The following is a 20,560-nucleotide window of genomic DNA, read 5'->3' as shown; positions in this document are numbered from 1 at the left end:
GCTCTCCTTCTTAAAAAGGAGAGCTTTTTCTTCATCTAGTCCATTTACTAGAATATACTGTTTGCATATAGTCTGAATGATCCCAATTATTATAAAGTTTTAGTTTCACTCTAGTCGATGCAGATTTTTTTGCAATGTTTGTGAATGTAACATTTAATTTTCTACCATATGATGCATTTCCAGAAGCTGTATCGATTGTTTTCCAAGAACCGTTTGTATAACGCTGCAGATATAATTTGCAATAAGCAGCACTTTCCCATGTTCCTGTTCTTCCCATTTCAACTGTAGTATAAACATTCTTATAGTTTTCTGATGTGTGAATATAAGATTTTGATTCTACAGTTGCATGAAAAGTAAAACTCGTAGTTTTACTAACAGCCTTGGCTGAATGACCCGATCCAATGAATACTAGTCCAAATGCCATCACACCCGCAAGAACTAGTGTCATCAAGTGATTTACTCTTTTCATTATCAAATACCTCCATCAAACCAATCAAAATTGTAAAATACAGGACTGTTATACATTATAAACCATGAAACCAAGAATTAAAATATATTTTATAAAATATTTTCTAGTAATCAAAACTAAGCTGAAGTTTATAATAAATTCTATTATTCAGCTGAAGTGGCATTTGGTTAATTTACTCACCTCGAAACATAAGAACTTGACTCTAAGTTATAGCCTTGGAGTCTAATCAACCACGATAAAATCCTGAACCTTCACTTGTTCCTCAGGCAAATCAAACTGATAAAGCATCTTCTTAGAATGGATATCAAACACACCCACGTACCCGCCAATGCCCTTTTTATGCTCTTCCTGGGCAACAACATACAGTTGATTCCCCTTAAACTTCCCCTCCATATAAGGGAATTTCAAGTCGTATGTATGAAAAGAAAAATCCTTCCCATATTCCAGCAAGTGAGCTTCCCCCTCTTTGTCTTCGTACGTCACATAAAAACTGCCGCTTTCTTTGTCATAGTACACGGTATCAGCATATTCAAGATCATCAGGATAAGAAATATACTTCGTCTTCCATGTCCCTTTTTCAATCACAGTCAGTTCATGCTGCGAGCTCGCGACAATAAATTCCTCCGAGTCTGCGAATGTATCAGCGTATGAGGCTAAGCTCAGGGTCTCTATGATTTCCTCTGTGTTTCTGTCAATCACGTAAATTGCCATGCCTTGAATGACATAAATATAATTCTCGTCACTCGACCCCATCGTGACAAGTGAAGGCAAGGTGAGGCTATATTCCTTTTTCGTTTTTTTGTCATTTATATGGATGTCATTCCCCGTCGTATCAACGTTATAGGCCTTAACAGAGACATCCTTTCCCTCATACCAAAACGCAAATGGATCTGACAGCGGATGCTTTTTTATGGCATCCTTCTCCAGCGTGTAATAAAAGGACTCATGTTCCGCTAATAAAACAATGTCTGTTGATGCGTAAGACTTCGTTTGGATGTACGGCACATCCGCCACCTTGAACGTGCGCCTATTAAATCTTTCGCCTGTTGAGGTTGAGAGCAGCGTGCTTTCTTTTATGAGAGGGTTGGAATAGATAAAATAGATGCGGTCTTCTTCGGGATGAATGGCGGAAGTTGTGACCGGATATGTGTTCTTATTTTGAGAGTAAATATATGCAGCCAACATTAAAACACTTGCGAATAAGCCCAATAGTATAAAACGCTTTTTCATATAAGCAACTCCCAGTATATGGTTCAAAACTCTATATCATTTTCAACATGCTCTGCACATTTCCCTTGTAACCCAATAAAAAAAGAACTTCTCAATGGAAGTTCTCACTTATTTTTCTCGTAGGATTGTTTGATCAATCCCATGATATATTCAATGTCTTCGTCATCTTTTATAAAAATCTCATAGTCGCCATTTCCCCAGTGGCCGGTCTCAGAGACATCTCGCATTCTCTCTTCGGGATCATCCAATTCTCCCTTTTTCATATTCACCCACACCTTAAGTCCGCTTTTTAAAAGAGAAATATCCACGAAGTTCCGCTTATTTGACGTAAACGCAATATAAATCTTCGTCGGTTTGATTGAAATATGATCGTCCAAATTTAAAATGAATTCCTTTAGCTGCTGATAAAGCTCTATGATGTCAAACGGCTTATCTGCAAGGTGATCCTCTTCAGAAAACACTTTAATTTCTTTACTGACCTCTTGAATGGTCTCACTTTGCCGTGAAATGGTCTTAATCGACTCGGATACGCCCTCAGCTTTCATTTGATTCATATGAATCAGACCATTTTCATATCTTTTCATCTCCCACAATTCAATTGGAAGATCTTTAAAATGGATGGATTGCTTTTGATACACTGTAAAAACAGGTGAAATAAAAATGACCTTAGACTGCGACCAGTCCACATCATCCCGCTTTAACGGACGTTCATGATTCTCATTGTACTCTAGAATAAAATCAGCTTTATGATTGAGCATTGCTGCTAAATAGGCGTAGCCCTGATCAACAACACTGAAGTTCTTCGTATTTTTATACTCGATAATCACGAAAGCACTTGTCTCATCATCAAACGCTAACGTATCAATGCGGAAATTATTAATCCTGAATTCGGATTTTACAAACCTGAGACCTAACATCTGCTGAAGATTTGTTTCACATAAATCCTGAATCTCTTTTTCTTTTTTAAAAGGTTTCTCGCGAATATCTTCTATCTGATTTTGGTTGTTTACTTTATAGAGATACATGCTGGGCTCCTTTTATTTTACTAGTTCCTTTAAAGTTTCTAAGGATAGACTCGAAACCGGATTTTGCGTTTTTGTTTTCAGTGTACTGCCAATTAAATAAGAATAATCACGGCACTCTGCCAATTGTAACCGGACTCTATTATTCGTTTTAGTGATCTTGGCGGGTTCATCAGATTCCCAAGCGTCAACGATTTTGTAAACATTTAAAATCACACCGCTCCGAACAACAATTGCCCGTTTACATTCCTTTGCCCTAGATAATTTCATATCCCAGTTCCCGCAGGCGCGGTTTGTTAGCGTGTCGCCTTTTTGAATATCCTTGATCTTTATGATTAAGAAATCTTTATCCAAATGAGCTCTTCCCCTTTTTATTGATCTATCGTTATCATATCAAATCTGTGCATATTTACACATGTCAAATGACTCATTTTTCCATCGAAACAAGTTTCCACAGCCATTCTCATCCCGCGCCGTGGTAAAATTTTGATATTGAGCGAACAAAAGAAGGGAAATGGTCATGAAAGTACTTGAAGCGAAAACACTGCTTTCTGAAGCGACAGACCGTACAAAAGAGTATAAAGAACTAAGAACGCAAATGGTCAATTTGAGAAAAGCCTTAAAAAGCGTCGCTGATCTCAGTGACAGCGAATTCTCAGGAAAAGGCGCCAGCAACATCAAAGCCTTCTATCACGACCACGTTGGCGTCACCGACCAATGGATCGACTACATCGACATGAAAATCGCATTTTTCAACAGCATCGCCGGAGCCGTCGAGGATAAAGCCCTCTCTGACGCATACATCGAAGAATCCTTTCTGGAACACGAGCTGGCAAACGCCCACCAAAAATCGAAATCCATCATGTCCGAACAGAAAAAAGCGATGAAAGACATCTTGAACGATATCAACAACATCCTCCCGCTCGACCTGTTTTCAACAGAAACCTTCAAGGACGAGCTGGCCGATGCCAACGACAAACGCAAAAAAACACTGGAAAAATTGGACGCCTTGGACGAAGACCTGAAGACAGAATACGCCCTGTCAGAACCAAACGAACAATTCATCAAATCCGACTTCCAAAAGCTCCAAGAAGCAACGGGCAAAGGCAAAAACGCCACACCCATCCACTACAACGCCAAGGCGTACCGTGAGAGTGACATACATAAGAAAAAAGGCGACATTGAAAAGCGGACTGAGGCTTACTTGAAAATTAAGAAAGAGGAAGCGAAGGAACGCGAGATTGAAAAACTGAAAGAAAGACTGAAAAACTACGATTATGCAGATGCCGATGAATTCTACTCAATGGCAAAAACGATCGGTTATGAAAATCTGACAGCAGAACAGCAAAGATATTTCACTCAAATTGAAAACACCCGTGAACTTGAAGCAGGCTTCAAAGGGGTTGCCGTCGGCCTTTACGATTCAGGAAAAGACGCGGTCACAGGTCTGTGGGATATGGTCACAGATCCGGGCGGAACCGTTGAAGCCATTACAGGAGCGGTGGCTCACCCGATCAAAACGTATGAAGCCATTTCAGCGGCAATCGAAGAATCATACCAAAAAGACATGGTGAATGGTGACACCTACTCAAGAGCAAGATGGGTGTCATATGCGGTCGGCACTGTTGTCACATCAGTTGTCGGCACAAAAGGCGTTGGCGCCGTCTCCAAAACAGGCAAAGCCGCCAAAGTGACGGCCAAAGTCAAAACAGCAGCAAGCAAATCAGCCACAGCACAAAAAGCCATAACGGTCTCAAAACAAACCATTGATCACATCAAACAAAAAGCAAACACAGGCATCGAAGTATCAAAAAAACATATCAAAACCAAGTTAAATCAAATCGGAGATCTCACACTTGCAGACATTCTCCCCTATCATCCCCGTCACGATTTAGTGCCGGCAGGCGTTCCTTACAACGCAGTCAATGGGGTCACACTTAAAGAGGGACTTCAGAAATTCGCCAAGGTCATCCTGCCGAAACCGTACGGAACTTCTTCAAGCGGAAGACGAACACCAGCGCCAGTTGTACCGCCGGTAACTGTCAAATATGGCGAGCATTATGCAAAATGGAGCAGAAAGAAAGTACTGAAGCCGAATGTTGTCTATAAAACAAAAGAAGGCTACACGTACACCACTGACAACTATGGTAGAATTACAAGTGTCAAAGCAGACTTGCAGCTAGGAGAAGCAAAACGAAACCAATATGCACAGTCGAATGCTGGAAAGCCCCAAGACCGAAAGCCTGACGATGACGGAGGCCATTTAATAGCCACCCAATTCAAAGGCTCAGGCCAGTTTGACAATATCGTGCCGATGAATTCTCAGATTAATAGGAGCGGCGGGAAATGGTACAAAATGGAGCAAGTGTGGTCGAAGGCATTAAATGGAAAACCTCCTAAACAAGTAAAAGTTAATATAGAGCCCGTTTATCAGGGAGATTCACTAAGACCTGTATTATTTAATGTTGAATATAAGATAGGTAATCGTAGAGCTAGACAAGTTACTATAGAAAATAAACCAGGGGGTTAATCTAATGGAAACAAAAAAGATGGAAGTGCTATATCAAAAGATAGCAGAACAAATTAATGACATGATCCCTTCCAAATGGAGTAAAGTTGTTCTTTATGCAGAAATACTAGACGGTTCCAGAGAAGTGTATTTTTTCTTTCAAACACCAGAAAACGATGAATATATATACTCTCACGACATTCCAGAACAATTTCAAGTTAGTAAAAAAATTTATACAGAACTATTAATAGATCTTCAAGAGTTATTTAAACAGTTACACAATGAGTTCAAAGAAAATAATCCTGAAGCATGGACAAATTTGACACTGAATCTTGAAAGCGATGGAACGTTCTCAATTGATTATGATTATGAAGATGTTATTGAATCTACATTGGACGAATACCAAAGACAAATGATTTGGGAGTACAATAACTTAGGTATTTTCCCTGAAGACGAAGAGGATAAAGAATTTGTTAAGGATTATCTAAATATTAAATAATGCCATCAACAATTTAAAGTTAGAGGTTAATCTAATGGAAACTCAAAAAATGGGTGAACTATATCAAAAGATTGCTGAACACCTAAATGAAATGATTCCATCTCAATGGGAAAAGATCGTTTTATATGCTGAGATACTTGATGACTCAGCGGATATATACTTTTATTTTCCAACACCAAATAACAGTGATTATTTATTTTCTCATTTTATACCTGAACACTTTGATGTGAGCGAAGAGATTTACGATCAACTGCTAATTGAACTTCAAGAGCTATTTGAAGAACTAAAAGAGGAATTTAAACTAGGCAACCAAGATATTTGGACTAATCTCACTTTAAAATTAGAAAACACCGGAAAGTTTTCAATTGATTATAATTATGATGATGTTTTATCGTCTGAACTTGATGACCTTCAAAGACGAGATGTTTGGAAATATCAAAATTTAGGGATATTGCCTAAAGATGAGGACGACAAAGAATTTGTAATAAACTACTTCGGTCTATAAATCAAAAATGGCTCAGCCCTTCTCTGCTGAGCTATTTTGATAATTAAGATTTCTCGACGATTGAAGGTGAAAAGATTGGAAACAAAAAAATGCAAGATTTGTATCAGCTTATTAGTCAGAAATTAAATAACATCATACCTTGTGAATGGACAAAAATTTATCTTTATGCAGAAGTATTAAATGACTCTACCATGGTTCTCTTTCACTTCAAGACACCAGAAAATAATCAAATTATTTATTCACAAGATATACCTAACCATTACAACGTAAGCAAGGATATCTTCAAGACGTTGTTAAGAGAGCTAAGAGAACTTTTTGAAGAGCTAAGAACTGAACACAGAAATAATAACGATGATGTTTGGACGAACCTTACACTAACATTGGATCGTAGCGGAGAATTCCAATTAGATTATAATTATGATGATATTTTAGCATCAGAATTAGATGGATATGAAAGAATCGCAATATGGGAATATAAAAACCTTGGTATTTTGCCTCAAGATGAGGATGATAAAGAATTTGTAATTAGCTACCTCGGTCTATAATTAAAAAATAGCTCAGCCCTACTCTGCTGAGCTATTTTTTATAAACCAATCAAATAAAGAAATTTTAGAGGTTTTCCATATAAATAAATTGATTATAAATACAATTAATAAACTCTATAATGAGGCTAACCTTTCTCAAGACAATTATCTATCATTATGCAAACAACCTATAACATTACCAGAAGAAATAAAGTCATTTGTAAAATCAATGTAGTTACAATCTATTGGAGGGTCAACAATGGATAAACTGACAAAAGAAGAGTTGATCTTTCTTGTAAAGGAATTAATGAACCCAACATTAGATGATGAGAAAGTCAGTGAATATCTCGATTTATTAGAGAAAAAATGTTCCTCATCCGGCACCAAGTGATTTAATTTTCTGGAGAAATGAAGATTACACAGCGGAGCAAGTTGTAAGAATTGCTCTAAATTATAAAGATGAGTACTCTAATCAAACCGTTACACAGATATAGCAACCAACTCTCTAATGGCATAGAGATAATAAAGTTGCCACTGTGCTTGAGGTTAAAAGGGAAACTAAAAAAGTGGGTAGATTATTTTAATGTAGTAAAGTAAAGATGCTATTTTGTATTCGTTCATCTCTACTTAATAAAAGGAGCATCACCTTGACAATAAGAAAAGAATTAATAAAACAAATCCATTTAACAATCACAGCAATAAAAACAAACAATCAAAAGAATCCAACTCCAATGGTCAAAAACATATTAAAAAGATACGAAGAAGCAAAAGTCTTTATCCAACATTCATCGTGACAGATGCTGAAATGCTTAAAGCTGAGATCGAACGGGACATTGACATCATGGAAGAAGACCAAGACCTCTTGATTTACTATCAGCTCATTGCATTTCGTCATCAGCTTATGATCGACTATGTGATTCCATCTGAAGGAAACCAAATGGAGTTGTCAGAATATTTAAAGAGAATTGAAGGAACCAATAGGAAGATGGAGAAACTCGTTGAATACTACTATTACTTTTTTCAAGGAATGTATGAATTCAAACAAGGCAATTTCTTAAGTGCTATTACATTCTATCAAAAAGCGGAAAACACCATCCCCTATATTTCAGATGAAATTGAGCGAGCGGAATTTTATTTTAAAATGGCTGAAGTGTTTTATCATATGAAACAAACCCATGTCTCCATGCACTATTCTTCTCAGGCGTATAACATCTATAAAACACACGACCTTTACTCAGTCCGCCGCATACAATGCCATTTTGTGATCGCAGGAAACTACGATGATCTAGAAAGTCATGAAAAGGCGCTCCCTCACCTCGAACAGGCACTAAAAGGCGCACGGCTTCTTGAAAGCAAAAACAAGCGGATTTACGGCCAAGCTTTATTCAATATCGGAAATTGTTATCTTAAAATGGGCGAATTGACGAAAGCAGCAAGATACATGGAGAAATCGATTCTCCAATTCAAAAAATCAAATTTCAACAACTTGACACAAGCTTACCACGATTTAGCCTTAATTTATTTTCTTCAACATAAACAAGACCAGGCAATGGATTGTTTCAGAAAAGGCGTACGATTCGCATGTAAATTCGACGATGGCCTATTTAAAATTATGTTTGAAGGATTACAGGCGCTGTTTGTCAAAAAAGGAGAAGCGTCCATTTTATTAAATGTTTTCAACAAATTAGAGACATCCCAAGGATATCCTTATATGGAAGAGTTGGCATTATTAGCCGCAAAGTTTTATACTGAAATTGGGCAGATGGATGATTCTGTTATCTGTTTCAAAAAGATGGTTCATGCCCGCAAACAAATTCAGAGAGGGGATTGTTTGTATGAAATTTAAACTGACGTTGTGCGCTGTAATTGCTTTGATCGGTGTAAGCTTTATCAGTTCTTCCTTAGGAAATGAAGTAAATGTGGCATCCAGAAACATGACAAGCAAAGCTGCAAACGATTCAACGAACTCCCTAGCAGACAAAGCCACCTTTGAGAGAGACATTATGATTGCAAAAAATGGAACGCTTGGTTAAAGACAAGACGCAGCTTTGGGCTGCGTCTGTTTTCTTGAAAATTAGGAGTAAAAGTATGTTTTTTTAGAACTTTATCAGAATCTAAGTCATAGAAAATCCACTCTTTATATTACCAACAGTCAATAATGTACACTAATATATTGAGAGTAATAAATGACACTGTTATAATTTAGAAAGCATAGAGAAAGATACTAAAGTACGTTACTCTAGAAGTATTTAGGTATACCGTAGAGCGTTTTAAGATCAGAAAAAGTAATTTCTATCCCAACACGGTTAAGTTGCTCTTTACGCTGTTCAAACAATTTTTTCAACAGTTCTTCTTTCTCCTCATCTTTGCCTAAATGAATAAGACGATGACAAAGTGGACAAAGACTAATTATATTTGCCAATTGATCTAAGTCATATCGAAACTCTTCTTGTTTTGCAATAGGAACAAGATGATGCGACTCAACATACGGTTTATTTGTAGATTTTGAAATAAATGTTTTATGTGAACGATCTATTTCACATGTATAATTTGAAAGCATCATAGCTTTTGATGCTAAACCCGCATTTCTTGACCATTGTTTTTGCCCACCTTTGTTAAAGATTGGATCTGGGCGTTCTCGCTTTATATTAACTTCATATCCCCCAACTATACCCTCTGATACAATGAATTGCTGAGTCGCCAACTGATATTTCTCTTCATTATCCCCATCTTCTAAAAATAAACCGTCTTCCTTCAACAAAATGAAATCGTTAAACTGTTCTATAGATCTGTTTCCAATGAACCCTTCTAATTCTATGTATGTAATCAATAAAGCTTGTAAATCACTTATGATGGCTTCTTCATCCTGCAAATTACTAATATCATAATATCGACCACATATATGTCCTAATTCATATCCTTTCGCAAGATCACCTTCGCCTTTTAAACTAATATTCAAAAGGTTCATTTTCCGAGGTATAGTATTTAGTTTTTCTCTGATAATAGAAGCTGTCTTTTGAATTTTTGCCTTACCTAACTTGGTTCCATACTTTTCTTTGAAGTAAGTCCATCCTTGATTCAAGCTAACGTATAAACCACTACCGTCAGCATTAAACAAGTAAACAATATAGTAGCCTCTTGTTGCCGAGGTTGTAAGATTCTTTATAAAAATAGATATCCATGGAACCTCAGCCCATTTCCCGATCCCAATTGACCCTGCTACATGATATTTGGATAGATCTAATTTAGCCTCTGCAATAAGATTTCTCTTTATTTCATGACGAACAAGGTAACCAAGAGGATGATTCTTAAAGGTTTCACTCCTGGCATGTTGATAATTTTTTAAAACCTTTTTCAATTTTTCTTTGATGGGGAAATCTGAAAGACTTGTAACGTTATCTACTATTTTAATACACCCCTGTTCTTAAATATATTATTTAATATTATACAGGAAATTAAAAAGCCTCTCCTGATTCGAGAGGCTCTTGCTTTTTATAACTTCATTAATCCTCAAATTCAAGCACAGCCACACACTCCACATGATTCGTATGCGGAAACATATCCACAGGCTGCACTTCGAGCGTCTGATACCCGCCATCCACAAGCACCCGCAAGTCTCTCGCAAGCGTACCCGGATTACAGGACACGTACACCACCCGCTTCGGCTTCATCTCCACAATTGTCCGCAGGAGGGCTTCGTCGCAGCCTTTTCTTGGCGGATCTACGACTAGCGTGTCTGCCGTGATGCCTTCTTCATACCATTTTGGAATCACGGTCTCGGCTTCTCCAACCGCGAACTCTGCGTTTGTGATGCCGTTTAATTCTGCATTTCGTTTGGCATCCTCAATCGCTTCCGGCACAATTTCAACACCGTACACTTTTTTCGCCTGTTTTGCCAGGAAGAGAGAAATCGTTCCGATGCCGCAGTAGGCGTCGATGACGGTTTCTTCACCTTTCAGCTCCGCGTACTCAAGCGCTTTGTCGTATAGCACTTTTGTCTGCTCTGGGTTGACCTGATAGAACGATCTGGCGGAGATGGCGAATTTGACGTCTCCGATGAGGTCGTAGATGTATTCTTCGCCCCAGATGACATTTGTTTCGTTCCCAAAGATGACGTTTGTTTTGTTTGGGTTGATGTTTTGCACGATGGATTTGACGTGCGGGAATTGCGCTGTGATGTCTTCAATGATCTTCGCTTTGTGCGGGAAGTCGTTTGTTCTTGTGATGAAGACGATCATCATTTCACCTGTAACGACGCCGTATCTGACCATGATGTGGCGGAGCCAGCCTTTGTGGCGTTCTTCGTTGTAGGCTTTGACACCGTATGTGGCACAAATGTCTTTGACGGCTTGGACGGCTTCGTCGTTTTTAGATTGCTGGATCAGGCAGGCGCTCATGTCGATGATGTCATGGCTTCTTTGCTGATAGAATCCGGCGACGAGTCCGCCTTCCCGTTCTCCTACCGGCACCTGTGCTTTGTTCCGGTAGTTCCAAGGGTCTTGCATGCCGAGTGTCGGGTGCACGGTGACGTTGGACAGGTCCAGCTTGCCGATCCGTTCTAAGACGTCTTTGACTTGTTTTTGTTTAAACAAGAGCTGGCCCTTCGTAGGTCATGTGCTGAAGCTGGCAGCCGCCGCATTGCTTGTAAATTGGGCATGGAGCATCGGTTCTATGCGGGCTTTCTTCCTTCAACTCGATCAGGCGGCCGAAGGCAAAGCCTTTTTTGACACGTGTCACTTTGATTTGGGCTTTTTCCTCCGGCAGGGCGTTCGGCACGAAGATCGGGAAGCCCTGCACCTTTGCGACGCCCGCTCCTTCGTGAGTCAAATCCTCAAATGTCACGTCGTAGTATTCGTTTTTTTCTACTGGGGGTTTCATTTTCATGTATGTTCACCTCTTGTTTTAAGCGAAAGAAAAACTTGGCCTATTAAAGCCAAGTTTTTAGTCATCCAGCTGTTCCGCTTTCTCTTTCGGCATGACGACGTGAATATGTCGGTACAGATTCACGAATTCGCCTGGCAGCATGCCGCCGTACTCGCCGTCCAGGTTCAGCTGCATCTTTTCTGATACATTGACTTTCACGCGGTTCGCTTTTGTATAAATAATGTGCTGGTCGTTGATGTGTTCGCCGCGGAGCGCCATCGATGCGACTCTGATAAATTCAGCAAGGTTTGCTTTCTTTAATATCATCAAATCAAACATGCCGTCATTCAGGCTGGAATCCGGCGCGAGTTTTTCGAACCCGCCGACGGAATTTGTCAGCGTGACCAAAAATAGCATGATTTCACCTTGAAACAGCTTGCCGTCATATTCAATCTCGACTTCTGTCGGACGAAGTGAAGGCAGCATTTCCATTCCCTTTAAATAATAAGCAAGCTGGCCGAGCATCGTTTTGAGTTTGCTTGGGACGTCGTACGTCAGCTCCGTCAGGCGGCCTCCGCCGGCGATATTGATAAAATACTGGCCGTTGACCTGTCCGATGTCGATCGGGCGGGCAACGCCGTTAATCACCGTATCCGCCGCTTTTAGTATATCCTCTCGCGGAATGCCGAGCGCTCTGGCGAAGTCATTTGTTGTGCCGACTGGAATGACGCCGAGTGTCGGACGATTGTCTAATGGGGCAAGCCCGTTGACGACCTCGTTGATCGTTCCGTCTCCGCCTGCCGCAATGATCAGGTCAAACTCACGCAATGCCGCTTCCTTGGCAGCGTGCGTTGCGTCTCCCGCGCATGTTGTGGCATGGGTGGAGGTTTCATAGCCGGCTTGTTCAAATTTTTGCAGGACCTGGGCAAGATGCTTTTTAAAGACCTCCCGTCCCGAAGTCGGATTGTATATTATGCGTGCACGTTTCATTATCTCATCATCCTACTTAAGAGTATCCGATCCATTTTTACACTAACAACCTTTAATTATACTATGAGTTAAAAAAATCGCAACAAAATGTACATAATCTTACAGAAGGAAACACAGAAAAGCCCCAGCATAGCTGAGGCTTTTTGTCATTTTTACTCTTCTTCTGTTCCCGGTTTTTTCTTGCGGAACTTCGCCAATACTTCGTATACGATTGGCACGATTAAGAGCGTCAGAAGCGTCGAACTGATTAAACCGCCGATAACCGTTACGCCGAGTCCTTTTGAAATGACCTGGCTTCCGCCTTCGAAACCGAGTGCTAATGGAATCAAGGCGCCGATTGTCGCGATGGCTGTCATCAGGATCGGACGGAGTCGTGTGGAGCCGGCTTCTAAGAGCGCTTCTCTTGTAGACAGTCCTTCCGCTTCCTTATGAATTACGCGGTCAATTAAGACAATGGCGTTTGTAACAACGATACCGATCAGCATCAGCATACCGATCATCGCGTTCAGACTGATTGTCTCACCTGATACGTAAAGTCCGACAAGGGCACCGATGATTGTAAACGGCAGTGAGAACAGAATCGCAAATGGCGCTAATGCTCCGCCGAATGTAATCACAAGCACGAGGTAGACGATCGCAATCGCCGCAAGCATCGCTAATCCAAGCTTCGTAAAGGAATCCGCGATATCTGCGGAAACACCGCCTGTATCGATCGTTACATTGTCAGGCATGTCAAGCTTATCAATTTTCTTCTGGACATCAACGGATACAGCTGTAACGTTGTCTGATGTAACCTCACCTGTGACATCAGCATACACTTTTCCGTCACGTTTAGACACCGTATCAGATGTTGTGCCTTCTTTTACTTTTGCCACATCACCGATTTTGACTTCTTTGCCGGTCGCTGATGTGATCTTTTTGTTCTCTAAATCTTTGACACTCTTATACTCGTCTTTTTCGGTTTTAATGTTCACGTCAAGCTCTTTGCCGTCTTTTTTCACGGTTGTGAGCGGGTCCTGTGCTGTCTCTGACATTAAGGCCTTAGAAATTTGAGAAGCTGTTAAACCGAGTTTGCTCAACTTTTCTTGGTCAGCCACAAATGTGTACTCATCATATGTGCTGGAAAGGCCTGAGTTTACGTTCTTCAGATCCTTTTCATCCTTCATGACCTTCTCAATGTCTTTGACAGTGTCTTTAATTTCATTTTCTGAATCGCCATACACATAGTATGTCAATTCATTGTTATTGCCTGAAGAGCTGAAGTCCTGTGACTTCCATTCTCCGCGGTCAGACTGCTTTTTGATTTCTTTCAGCACGTTGTCTTTTTCTTTATCAAAGTTCGGCGTGTCGCTGTCATATTTGATATAGAACAATGCGCTGTTTGAATCTCCTCCGGCAAGCGGGCTGCCAGAGCCTAATGAATACTGAACCGTATCGACATGCTTGCGGTCAAGCAGGATTTTTTCTGCTTTTTCAGCTTCATCTTCCGCTTCTTTTTTCGTTTCACCCGGTTCAGGGCTGTATGTGATCTGCATCGTTTTTTCTTCCTCTGACGGAAGGTAGCTGGCACCGATTAACGGTACAAGGAACAAGCTTCCGAGCAGCATCAGAACGGCGATGATAGACGTGATCCATTTGTGGCTCAGCGCCCAGTTCAATACTTTTTTATAGATGTTTGCGAGTCTGCCAGGTTTGTGTTCTTTCGCTTTTACAGGCGCTCCCGTTAATGATTTTTTGAACAGGCTGTGTGCGAGCATTGGCACGAGCGTGATCGAAATCAACAGGGATGCGGCAAGCGCAAATACAATTGTTAAGGCGAAAGGAATAAACAATTCACCAATTTGTCCGCCTACCAGTGCGAGCGGCAGGAATACCGCGATCGTCACAATAGTTGATGACATGATCGGTTTAAACATTTCCTTCGTTGCTTCACGGACCAGAGCTTTTCCGCGCAGCGGTTCATCTTTCAGCCTCATGCGGCGGTAAATGTTTTCGATCACAACAATGGAGTCATCAACAACCCGTCCGATGGCAACGGTCATTGCACCGAGCGTCATGATATTCAGTGTGATATCAAGCTGTTGCAGCACGAAAAGTGCGATCAGCAATGATAATGGAATAGAAATAATTGAAATTAATGTTGATTTGATATCTCTTAAGAATAAGAGAATAATCACAATCGCAAAAATAGCACCGAAGATGGCTTTGCTTAACATTGTTTCAACTGACTGTGTGATCGGCTCTGCCATGTCGAGTGTTGCGCTGTAGTTGAAGCCTTTATGGTCTTCTTTGAACTGCTTCAGTTCATCTTTGACATTGTCGGCAACCTCTACCGTGTTGGCATCGTTTGCTTTGATGATGTTGATGCCGATGCTGTCTTTTCCATTTGTGCGGGAAATTGATTCAGCTTTTTTGACATCTTTAATCGTTGCAATGTCAGATAGCTTGACCGTCGGCACGTCTGTGCTTACGCTTTGCTGCGCCTGTGCTGCTGCCTGCGGGCTTTGAGCCGCTTGTGCACTTTGTGCTGCTGCTGCGGCGTTGCTGCCTGCACTAGAAGCAGATGCCGTTGGAATTCTCATATTCTTCAAATCTTTAATGGTTTCAATATCGCCGCTGACGACGACAGATTTTTCTTTATTTCCGAATGTGTACAATCCAAGCGGCGTTGTCACATCTGACCCCTGAATCACTTGCTTAACTGTATCTTCATCAAGGCCGTATTCTTTCAGTTTGTCTTCTTTGAAAGAGAATTCAACCTCTTCCACCTGCTGGCCTGATACTTGGACTGAAGCAACGCCTTCTATTCCTTCAAGCTTAGAAACGAGGCTGTCCTCCACTTGTTTTGTCAGCTTTTGCAGATTATCTGAATCACTGGACACGCTCAGCGTCAGAATTGGGAAGGAGTTCAAACTGTAGCGTGAAATGTCCGGGTCTTTCGCGTCATCAGGCAGGCTGACGTTTTCTAATGCTTCAGCCGCTTCTGTTTTCGCTTTGTCCATATCTTTCTCATAATCATATTCAATCATAACCGACGATGCATTTTCATAGGACGTCGACGTAACAACGCTCACGCCGTCCAAATTCTGCACCGCTTGTTCAACCGGTTTCGTTACTTCATCAGCGACTTGGCTAGGCGTCGCTCCCGGATATGTCGTGCTGATTGTCAGGTAGGGCATGTTTACATCAGGAATGGATTCTTGCTTCATATTCATACCCGCGTACAAGCCGGCTGCCGTTACAATAATCGTCATCAGCCATACGGCGAATTTGTTTTTCAGAACGAAATTAATAACGTGATTCATCATATCCTCCATTGTGTTTTTATTGACTGACTGGTCATTCTATATAATACTAAACGGTATAACGCAACATCGTCAACTCATATACCAGAAAATTTTTCTAAATTTTTCAAGGATTAAGGGGAAGCACATCATGAATGAGAAAAAAGAGAGAATCATAAAAACAAGCATTCGTTTATTTGCGAAAAAAGGATACGCTTCGACGACCATCCAGGAAATCGCCAGCGAATGCGGCATCTCAAAAGGCGCTTTTTATCTGCATTTCAAATCAAAAGAAGCGCTGCTATTGTCTGCCTGTGAATATTACATTGGCATGTCTATGAAAAAAATGCAACAAATAGAAGAGAATCTCGCCGGACAGCCGCCTAAGGATGTGCTGAAAAAACAAATCAGCGCTCAGTTTGAGGATTTTCGCGATCATAAGGATTTTATTGTTCTGTTGCTTACTGAAAATATCATCCCGGAAAACCAGGAAGTGAAGCAATACTTTTACAAAGTCACAGCCGAGACAGATAAACTGTATCGGAACGCTTTGCTTGCGACTTATGGCAAGGAAACTGAGAATTACCTCTCAGACCTCTCCATCATGGCAAGAGGCATTGTGCACTCCTATATGAATGTGATGGTGTTTAATGAAGAAATCAAAATTGATGCAGACAAAATATCTGAATTTATCATGGAAAGACTGGATGATCTTGTACAGGGGCTAAGCCGTTCCAGCCTGAGTCCGCTCATGCCAAAAGATATTTACAGCCTAATGCCCGCGAATAAAGGTCAGATCCTTCAGGACATTCAAAAAGTGAAAGAAAACAGCGCATTGCCTGAGGACATCATCGTTTCGCTCGATGTGATCGAGGAGGAGCTGTCGCAGGAAAAGCCACGCAAGCCGATTATCAAAGGCCTGCTGTCAAATTTGACCGGAAGTGATTTCGAAGAAGTTGAAAAGCTTCGCGCTTTGATCTCTATCTTTATTTCTATTTGATCATAAAAAAGCAGCTCCCTCTGCAATGAGGAGAGCTGCTTTTTCATTAGCGTTTTTTAATTTCTTCAAGCAGGATTTTGTTAACCATCGGCGGGTTGGCTTGTCCTTTGGACGCTTTCATAATTTGTCCGACAAGGAAGCCGATCGCGCGGTCTTTCCCGTTTTTAAAGTCTTCAATTGACTGAGGATTATTGTCAAGCGCCTCTGTGACAAGCTTCAGAAGCACACCTTCGTCAGAAATCTGCACAAGGCCTTTTTCTTTCACAATTTTCTCAGCGTCGCCGCCTTTTTCAATTAATTCCTTGAACACTTTCTTCGCGATTTTAGAAGAAATCGTTCCTTTTTCAATCAATTGAATCATGCCGGCAAGGCCTTCCGGTGTCAGCGCCACATCAGAAAGCTCTTTTTGCTCAGCGTTCAGATAAGCTGACACCTCACCCATGAGCCAGTTTGATGCTTGTTTTGCTTCAGCACCTTTTTGAACTGTTTCTTCGAAGAAGTCTGCCATTTCTTTTGTCAGTGTCAGAACCATCGCATCATATGCAGGCAAGCCAAGCTCATCGATATAACGCTTGCGGCGTTCATCCGGAAGCTCAGGAATGCTTGCTTTTACGCGCTGCTTCCATTCATCGTCAATGTAAAGCTCGACAAGGTCAGGCTCAGGGAAATAACGATAATCGTCAGAACCTTCTTTGACACGCATAAGAATGGTTTTCTTCGTTGCTTCATCGTAACGGCGAGTTTCCTGCTGGATCACACCGCCGGACAGAAGAACCTGCTCCTGGCGTTTTTCTTCATGCTCAAGGCCTTTTTGAACAAACGCAAAGGAGTTCAAGTTTTTCAATTCCGTTTTTGTGCCGAATTCCTCTTGGCCGATCGGACGAAGAGAGATATTGGCGTCACAGCGAAGTGAACCTTCTTCCATTTTACAGTCAGACACGCCTGTATATTGAATGATGGACTTCAGCTTTTCAAGATACGCATAAGCTTCTTCCGGCGTGCGGATATCCGGCTCTGATACGATCTCGACAAGCGGCGTTCCCTGGCGGTTGAAGTCAACAAGAGAATAGCCGTCGCCTGTATGCGTCAGTTTTCCGGCATCTTCTTCAAGGTGAAGACGTGTGATGCCGATACGCTTCGTTTTTCCGCCGACTTCAATTTCGATCCAGCCGTTTTCGCCGATCGGCTTATCAAATTGAGAAATCTGATACGCTTTCGGGTTGTCCGGATAGAAATAGTTTTTGCGGTCAAACTTCGTATCCGTCGCGATTTCACAGTTCAGCGCCATTGCCGCTTTCATTGCGAATTCCACGGCTTCTTTGTTTAGTACAGGCAGGACACCCGGATATCCGAGGTCGATGACGCTTGTCTGTGTATTCGCCTCCGCGCCGAATGGCGTCGGAGAGCTTGAGAAAATTTTTGAATTTGTTTTTAATTCAACGTGGACTTCAAGTCCGATTACCGTTTCAAAGTTCAATTCATTTCACCCCTTACAATTCAGGTTTTGCTTTATGATGGTCTGTCGCTTGTTCAAATGCATGAGCGACGCGGTATACAGTGCTTTCGTCAAAGTGTTTTCCGATGATTTGCAGGCCGAGCGGAAGTCCGTCTGCAAATCCGCATGGCACGCTGATACCCGGAACGCCGGCAAGGTTGACCGGAATTGTTAGGATATCGTTAGCGTACATTGTGAGCGGGTCTTTCGTGTTTTCACCGATTTTAAATGCAGGTGTCGGTGTAGTTGGTCCAACAATGACATCATATTTCTCAAATACGTCTTCGAAGTCTTTCTTAATTAAAGTACGCACTTTTTGCGCCTTTTTATAGTACGCGTCATAGTAGCCTGAGCTTAAAGCGAATGTTCCAAGCATGATGCGGCGTTTCACTTCATTTCCGAAGCCTTCAGCGCGCGTTTGCTTGTATAGGTCGATCAGGTTTTCCGCGTTGTCTGTGCGGTATCCGTAGCGGATGCCGTCAAAGCGTGCAAGGTTCGCAGACGCTTCAGAAGATGACAGCAGGTAATACGTCGCAAGCGCGTATTTACTGTGCGGAAGAGATACTTCTTCCCATGTAGCGCCAAGGCCTTCTAGAACTTTGAGCGCTGCAAGAACAGATTCTCTCGCTTCTTTGCCGACGCCTTCGCCAAGATATTCTTTTGGAACAGCGATTTTCAATCCTTTGATATCGCCAGTTAATGAAGAAAGAAAATCTGGAACGTCTACATTTGCGCTTGTAGAGTCCATTTTATCAACACCTGAAATGGCCTGCAGCAAGAATGCGTTATCCTCAACCGTACGTGTAATCGGCCCGATTTGGTCTAAAGAAGACGCAAATGCGACCAATCCGTAACGGGATACGCGTCCGTATGTAGGCTTTAACCCGACAACGCCGCAGAAAGAGGCCGGCTGGCGGATGGAACCGCCTGTGTCAGATCCAAGAGAGAACGGAACTTCTCCCGCAGCAACCGCAGCCGCAGATCCGCCGCTTGAACCGCCGGGAACCGTATCTAAGTTCCAAGGGTTTTTCGTCAGCTTGTAAGCTGAGTTTTCTGTTGATGATCCCATGGCGAACTCGTCCATGTTCAATTTTCCGATTGTGACCGCTTCAGCATCTTGAAGGCGCTGAACGACAGTTGCGTCGTAGATCGGGTCAAAGTTTTCGAGAATTTTGCTGGAGCAAGTTGTGCGCAGCCCTTTTGTTACGATATTATCTTTTACGCCGATCGGCATCCCAAAGAGGAGACCATGCTCAGAACGGCTGTCAACCGCCTCATCGAGCTCCTTTGCGTATGCGCGCGCTTTTTCTTCATCTAATGCCAAAAAGGCTTGTACCTTATCATCAACCGCTTGAATGCGTTTATAAGATTCATCGACCAGGTCAGAAATCTTAATCTCTTTTTTATGTATGAACTGTTTTAATTCTGTGATTTTGTGATCAAATAATGACATTCTTGTGTCCCTCCTTTAGTCCAGAATTGATGGCACACGAATATAGCCGTCTTTGTGGTCAGGCGCATTTTTCATGACATCCTCAACCGGAAGACCTTTACCCGCTTCATCTTCTCTCATGACATTTTTCATTTTCAGCACGTGAGTTGTAGGCTCCACATTGTCTGTGTTGACCTCGTTCAGCTCCTCGGCAAATGAAATGATGCTGTCAAGCTGTTCAGTGAACATTTTTGCTTCTTCTTCCGTAATCGCAAGTCTCGCAAGATGCGCAACGTGCTTTACTTCTTCTATTGAAATTCGTGACATATGATCCACCTCCACATATTTCTCCGTTAAGTCATATAATACTGATCATATCAAAAACAAGCCCTTTAAAGCAACAAAACGCCTTGGGGCGGGCCTGTGTTTTCGAGACAATACCCTATATATTTTATACTAAAAAGAGCCGGAGGAGAAACGAAATATTTTTCTGAAAATTTTTACTTTAATTATTTTTGAAAGCGTTTTAATCTCTATTCCCTTCTTGGTTTGCCCCGATATTTCCCGCTGGGCGGCCATGTTTCACCGCTTGAATGGGTGGGAATACTTTGTTAGGTTAAGTTACCAAGTGCACCTGCAAAAGAATGTCTTTTGTGTCGCACTTGCGCCAGGCTGCTTAACTGGCACCATCAATTTGAGAGGTGATGCAAAATTATTAGAAATGAAGAGAGGGTAAAA

16 protein-coding genes and 4 pseudogenes are annotated in these 20,560 nt (G+C 41.6%); 9 read left to right on the top strand and 11 right to left on the bottom strand.

All coding sequences use genetic code 11. The features are described 5' to 3' along the window. Positions 1–31: 31 nt before the first annotated feature. The 4 genes from NST56_RS03745 to NST56_RS03730 all read right to left on the bottom strand — a co-directional run bounded on the left by NST56_RS03745 (position 32) and on the right by NST56_RS03730 (position 3,075). The gene (locus NST56_RS03745; protein ID WP_010333279.1) at positions 32–469 is read right to left on the bottom strand and encodes a hypothetical protein; all 438 of its coding nucleotides are present in this window, start codon (positions 467–469) and stop codon (positions 32–34) included. Between the two features lie 222 nt (positions 470–691). Then, a complete protein-coding gene (locus NST56_RS03740) occupies positions 692–1,699 on the bottom strand; it encodes a hypothetical protein (RefSeq protein WP_339180073.1) in 1,008 nt (335 codons plus the stop codon). Positions 1,700–1,803: 104 nt separating this feature from the next. Then, a complete protein-coding gene (locus NST56_RS03735; RefSeq protein ID WP_254518091.1) occupies positions 1,804–2,724 on the bottom strand; it encodes a DUF5655 domain-containing protein in 921 nt (306 codons plus the stop codon). 12 nt (positions 2,725–2,736) lie between these two features. Further along, positions 2,737–3,075 (bottom strand): hypothetical protein, encoded by a 339-nt coding sequence (locus NST56_RS03730; RefSeq protein ID WP_339180067.1) that lies wholly within the window; start codon positions 3,073–3,075, stop codon positions 2,737–2,739. A gap of 166 nt (positions 3,076–3,241) precedes the next feature. On the opposite strand from NST56_RS03730, the gene NST56_RS03725 reads away from it, so the two are divergent. The 8 genes and pseudogenes from NST56_RS03725 (at position 3,242) to NST56_RS03690 (ending at position 8,791) form a co-directional block, all read left to right on the top strand. After that, positions 3,242–5,251: a T7SS effector LXG polymorphic toxin gene (locus NST56_RS03725; RefSeq protein ID WP_339180064.1), complete on the top strand. Its 2,010-nt coding sequence runs from the start codon at positions 3,242–3,244 to the stop codon at positions 5,249–5,251. A 4-nt stretch (positions 5,252–5,255) separates the two neighbouring features. Beyond that, complete coding sequence (locus NST56_RS03720; RefSeq protein WP_339180061.1) at positions 5,256–5,729, top strand: antitoxin YezG family protein; 474 nt, start codon at positions 5,256–5,258, stop codon at positions 5,727–5,729. A gap of 34 nt (positions 5,730–5,763) precedes the next feature. After that, positions 5,764–6,234 carry a TIGR01741 family protein gene (locus NST56_RS03715; RefSeq protein WP_168747130.1) on the top strand — a complete coding sequence of 157 codons (471 nt, stop codon included), beginning with the start codon at positions 5,764–5,766 and terminating at the stop codon, positions 6,232–6,234. An 89-nt stretch (positions 6,235–6,323) separates the two neighbouring features. Beyond that, on the top strand, positions 6,324–6,779 hold the full coding sequence (locus NST56_RS03710) for a TIGR01741 family protein (RefSeq protein ID WP_339180056.1): 456 nt from the start codon (positions 6,324–6,326) through the stop codon (positions 6,777–6,779). A gap of 238 nt (positions 6,780–7,017) precedes the next feature. Continuing rightward, positions 7,018–7,252, top strand: a pseudogene (locus NST56_RS03705) (hypothetical protein). 153 nt (positions 7,253–7,405) lie between these two features. Then, positions 7,406–7,549 (top strand): annotated as a pseudogene (locus NST56_RS03700) (hypothetical protein); the annotation flags it as partial. 14 nt (positions 7,550–7,563) lie between these two features. After that, entirely contained in the window at positions 7,564–8,604 is a 1,041-nt protein-coding gene (locus tag NST56_RS03695) for a tetratricopeptide repeat protein (RefSeq protein ID WP_339180053.1), read from the top strand. Then, positions 8,594–8,791: a hypothetical protein gene (locus NST56_RS03690; RefSeq protein ID WP_339180050.1), complete on the top strand. Its 198-nt coding sequence runs from the start codon at positions 8,594–8,596 to the stop codon at positions 8,789–8,791. Before NST56_RS03695 ends, NST56_RS03690 begins: the two co-directional genes overlap by 11 nt. Positions 8,792–8,997: 206 nt before the next feature. Here the strand turns inward: NST56_RS03690 and NST56_RS03685 are convergent, their stop codons facing one another. The 4 genes and pseudogenes from NST56_RS03685 to srfP all read right to left on the bottom strand — a co-directional run bounded on the left by NST56_RS03685 (position 8,998) and on the right by srfP (position 15,916). Next, on the bottom strand, positions 8,998–10,116 hold the full coding sequence (locus NST56_RS03685; RefSeq protein ID WP_127695783.1) for a DUF3578 domain-containing protein: 1,119 nt from the start codon (positions 10,114–10,116) through the stop codon (positions 8,998–9,000). A 145-nt stretch (positions 10,117–10,261) separates the two neighbouring features. Beyond that, positions 10,262–11,642 (bottom strand): annotated as a pseudogene (rlmD, locus tag NST56_RS03680) (23S rRNA (uracil(1939)-C(5))-methyltransferase RlmD). A 57-nt stretch (positions 11,643–11,699) separates the two neighbouring features. After that, positions 11,700–12,611: a diacylglycerol kinase gene (locus tag NST56_RS03675; protein WP_010333270.1), complete on the bottom strand. Its 912-nt coding sequence runs from the start codon at positions 12,609–12,611 to the stop codon at positions 11,700–11,702. 152 nt (positions 12,612–12,763) lie between these two features. After that, complete coding sequence (gene srfP / locus NST56_RS03670) at positions 12,764–15,916, bottom strand: surfactin resistance protein SrfP (protein ID WP_339182069.1); 3,153 nt, start codon at positions 15,914–15,916, stop codon at positions 12,764–12,766. A gap of 130 nt (positions 15,917–16,046) precedes the next feature. Here srfP and NST56_RS03665 point away from each other — a divergent pair. Continuing rightward, positions 16,047–16,911 (top strand): annotated as a pseudogene (locus NST56_RS03665) (TetR/AcrR family transcriptional regulator); the annotation flags it as partial. Positions 16,912–16,941: 30 nt separating this feature from the next. Here the strand turns inward: NST56_RS03665 and gatB are convergent. From gatB to gatC, 3 genes are read right to left on the bottom strand one after another with little or no spacing between them, the layout of a single operon-like run. Then, the gene (gene gatB, locus NST56_RS03660; RefSeq protein ID WP_010333268.1) at positions 16,942–18,372 is read right to left on the bottom strand and encodes an Asp-tRNA(Asn)/Glu-tRNA(Gln) amidotransferase subunit GatB; all 1,431 of its coding nucleotides are present in this window, start codon (positions 18,370–18,372) and stop codon (positions 16,942–16,944) included. Positions 18,373–18,385: 13 nt separating this feature from the next. Beyond that, positions 18,386–19,843 (bottom strand): Asp-tRNA(Asn)/Glu-tRNA(Gln) amidotransferase subunit GatA, encoded by a 1,458-nt coding sequence (gene gatA, locus NST56_RS03655; protein ID WP_339180045.1) that lies wholly within the window; start codon positions 19,841–19,843, stop codon positions 18,386–18,388. 15 nt (positions 19,844–19,858) lie between these two features. Then, the gene (gene gatC, locus NST56_RS03650; protein ID WP_003219442.1) at positions 19,859–20,149 is read right to left on the bottom strand and encodes an Asp-tRNA(Asn)/Glu-tRNA(Gln) amidotransferase subunit GatC; all 291 of its coding nucleotides are present in this window, start codon (positions 20,147–20,149) and stop codon (positions 19,859–19,861) included. Positions 20,150–20,560 lie beyond the last annotated feature (411 nt).

The sequence above is a fragment of the Bacillus sp. FSL R5-0560 genome (genome assembly GCF_037966305.1).
In the GTDB taxonomy this organism is placed as follows: Bacteria; Bacillota; Bacilli; order Bacillales; family Bacillaceae; genus Bacillus; species Bacillus mojavensis.
This window is presented reverse-complemented; position numbering and strand designations above follow the sequence as displayed.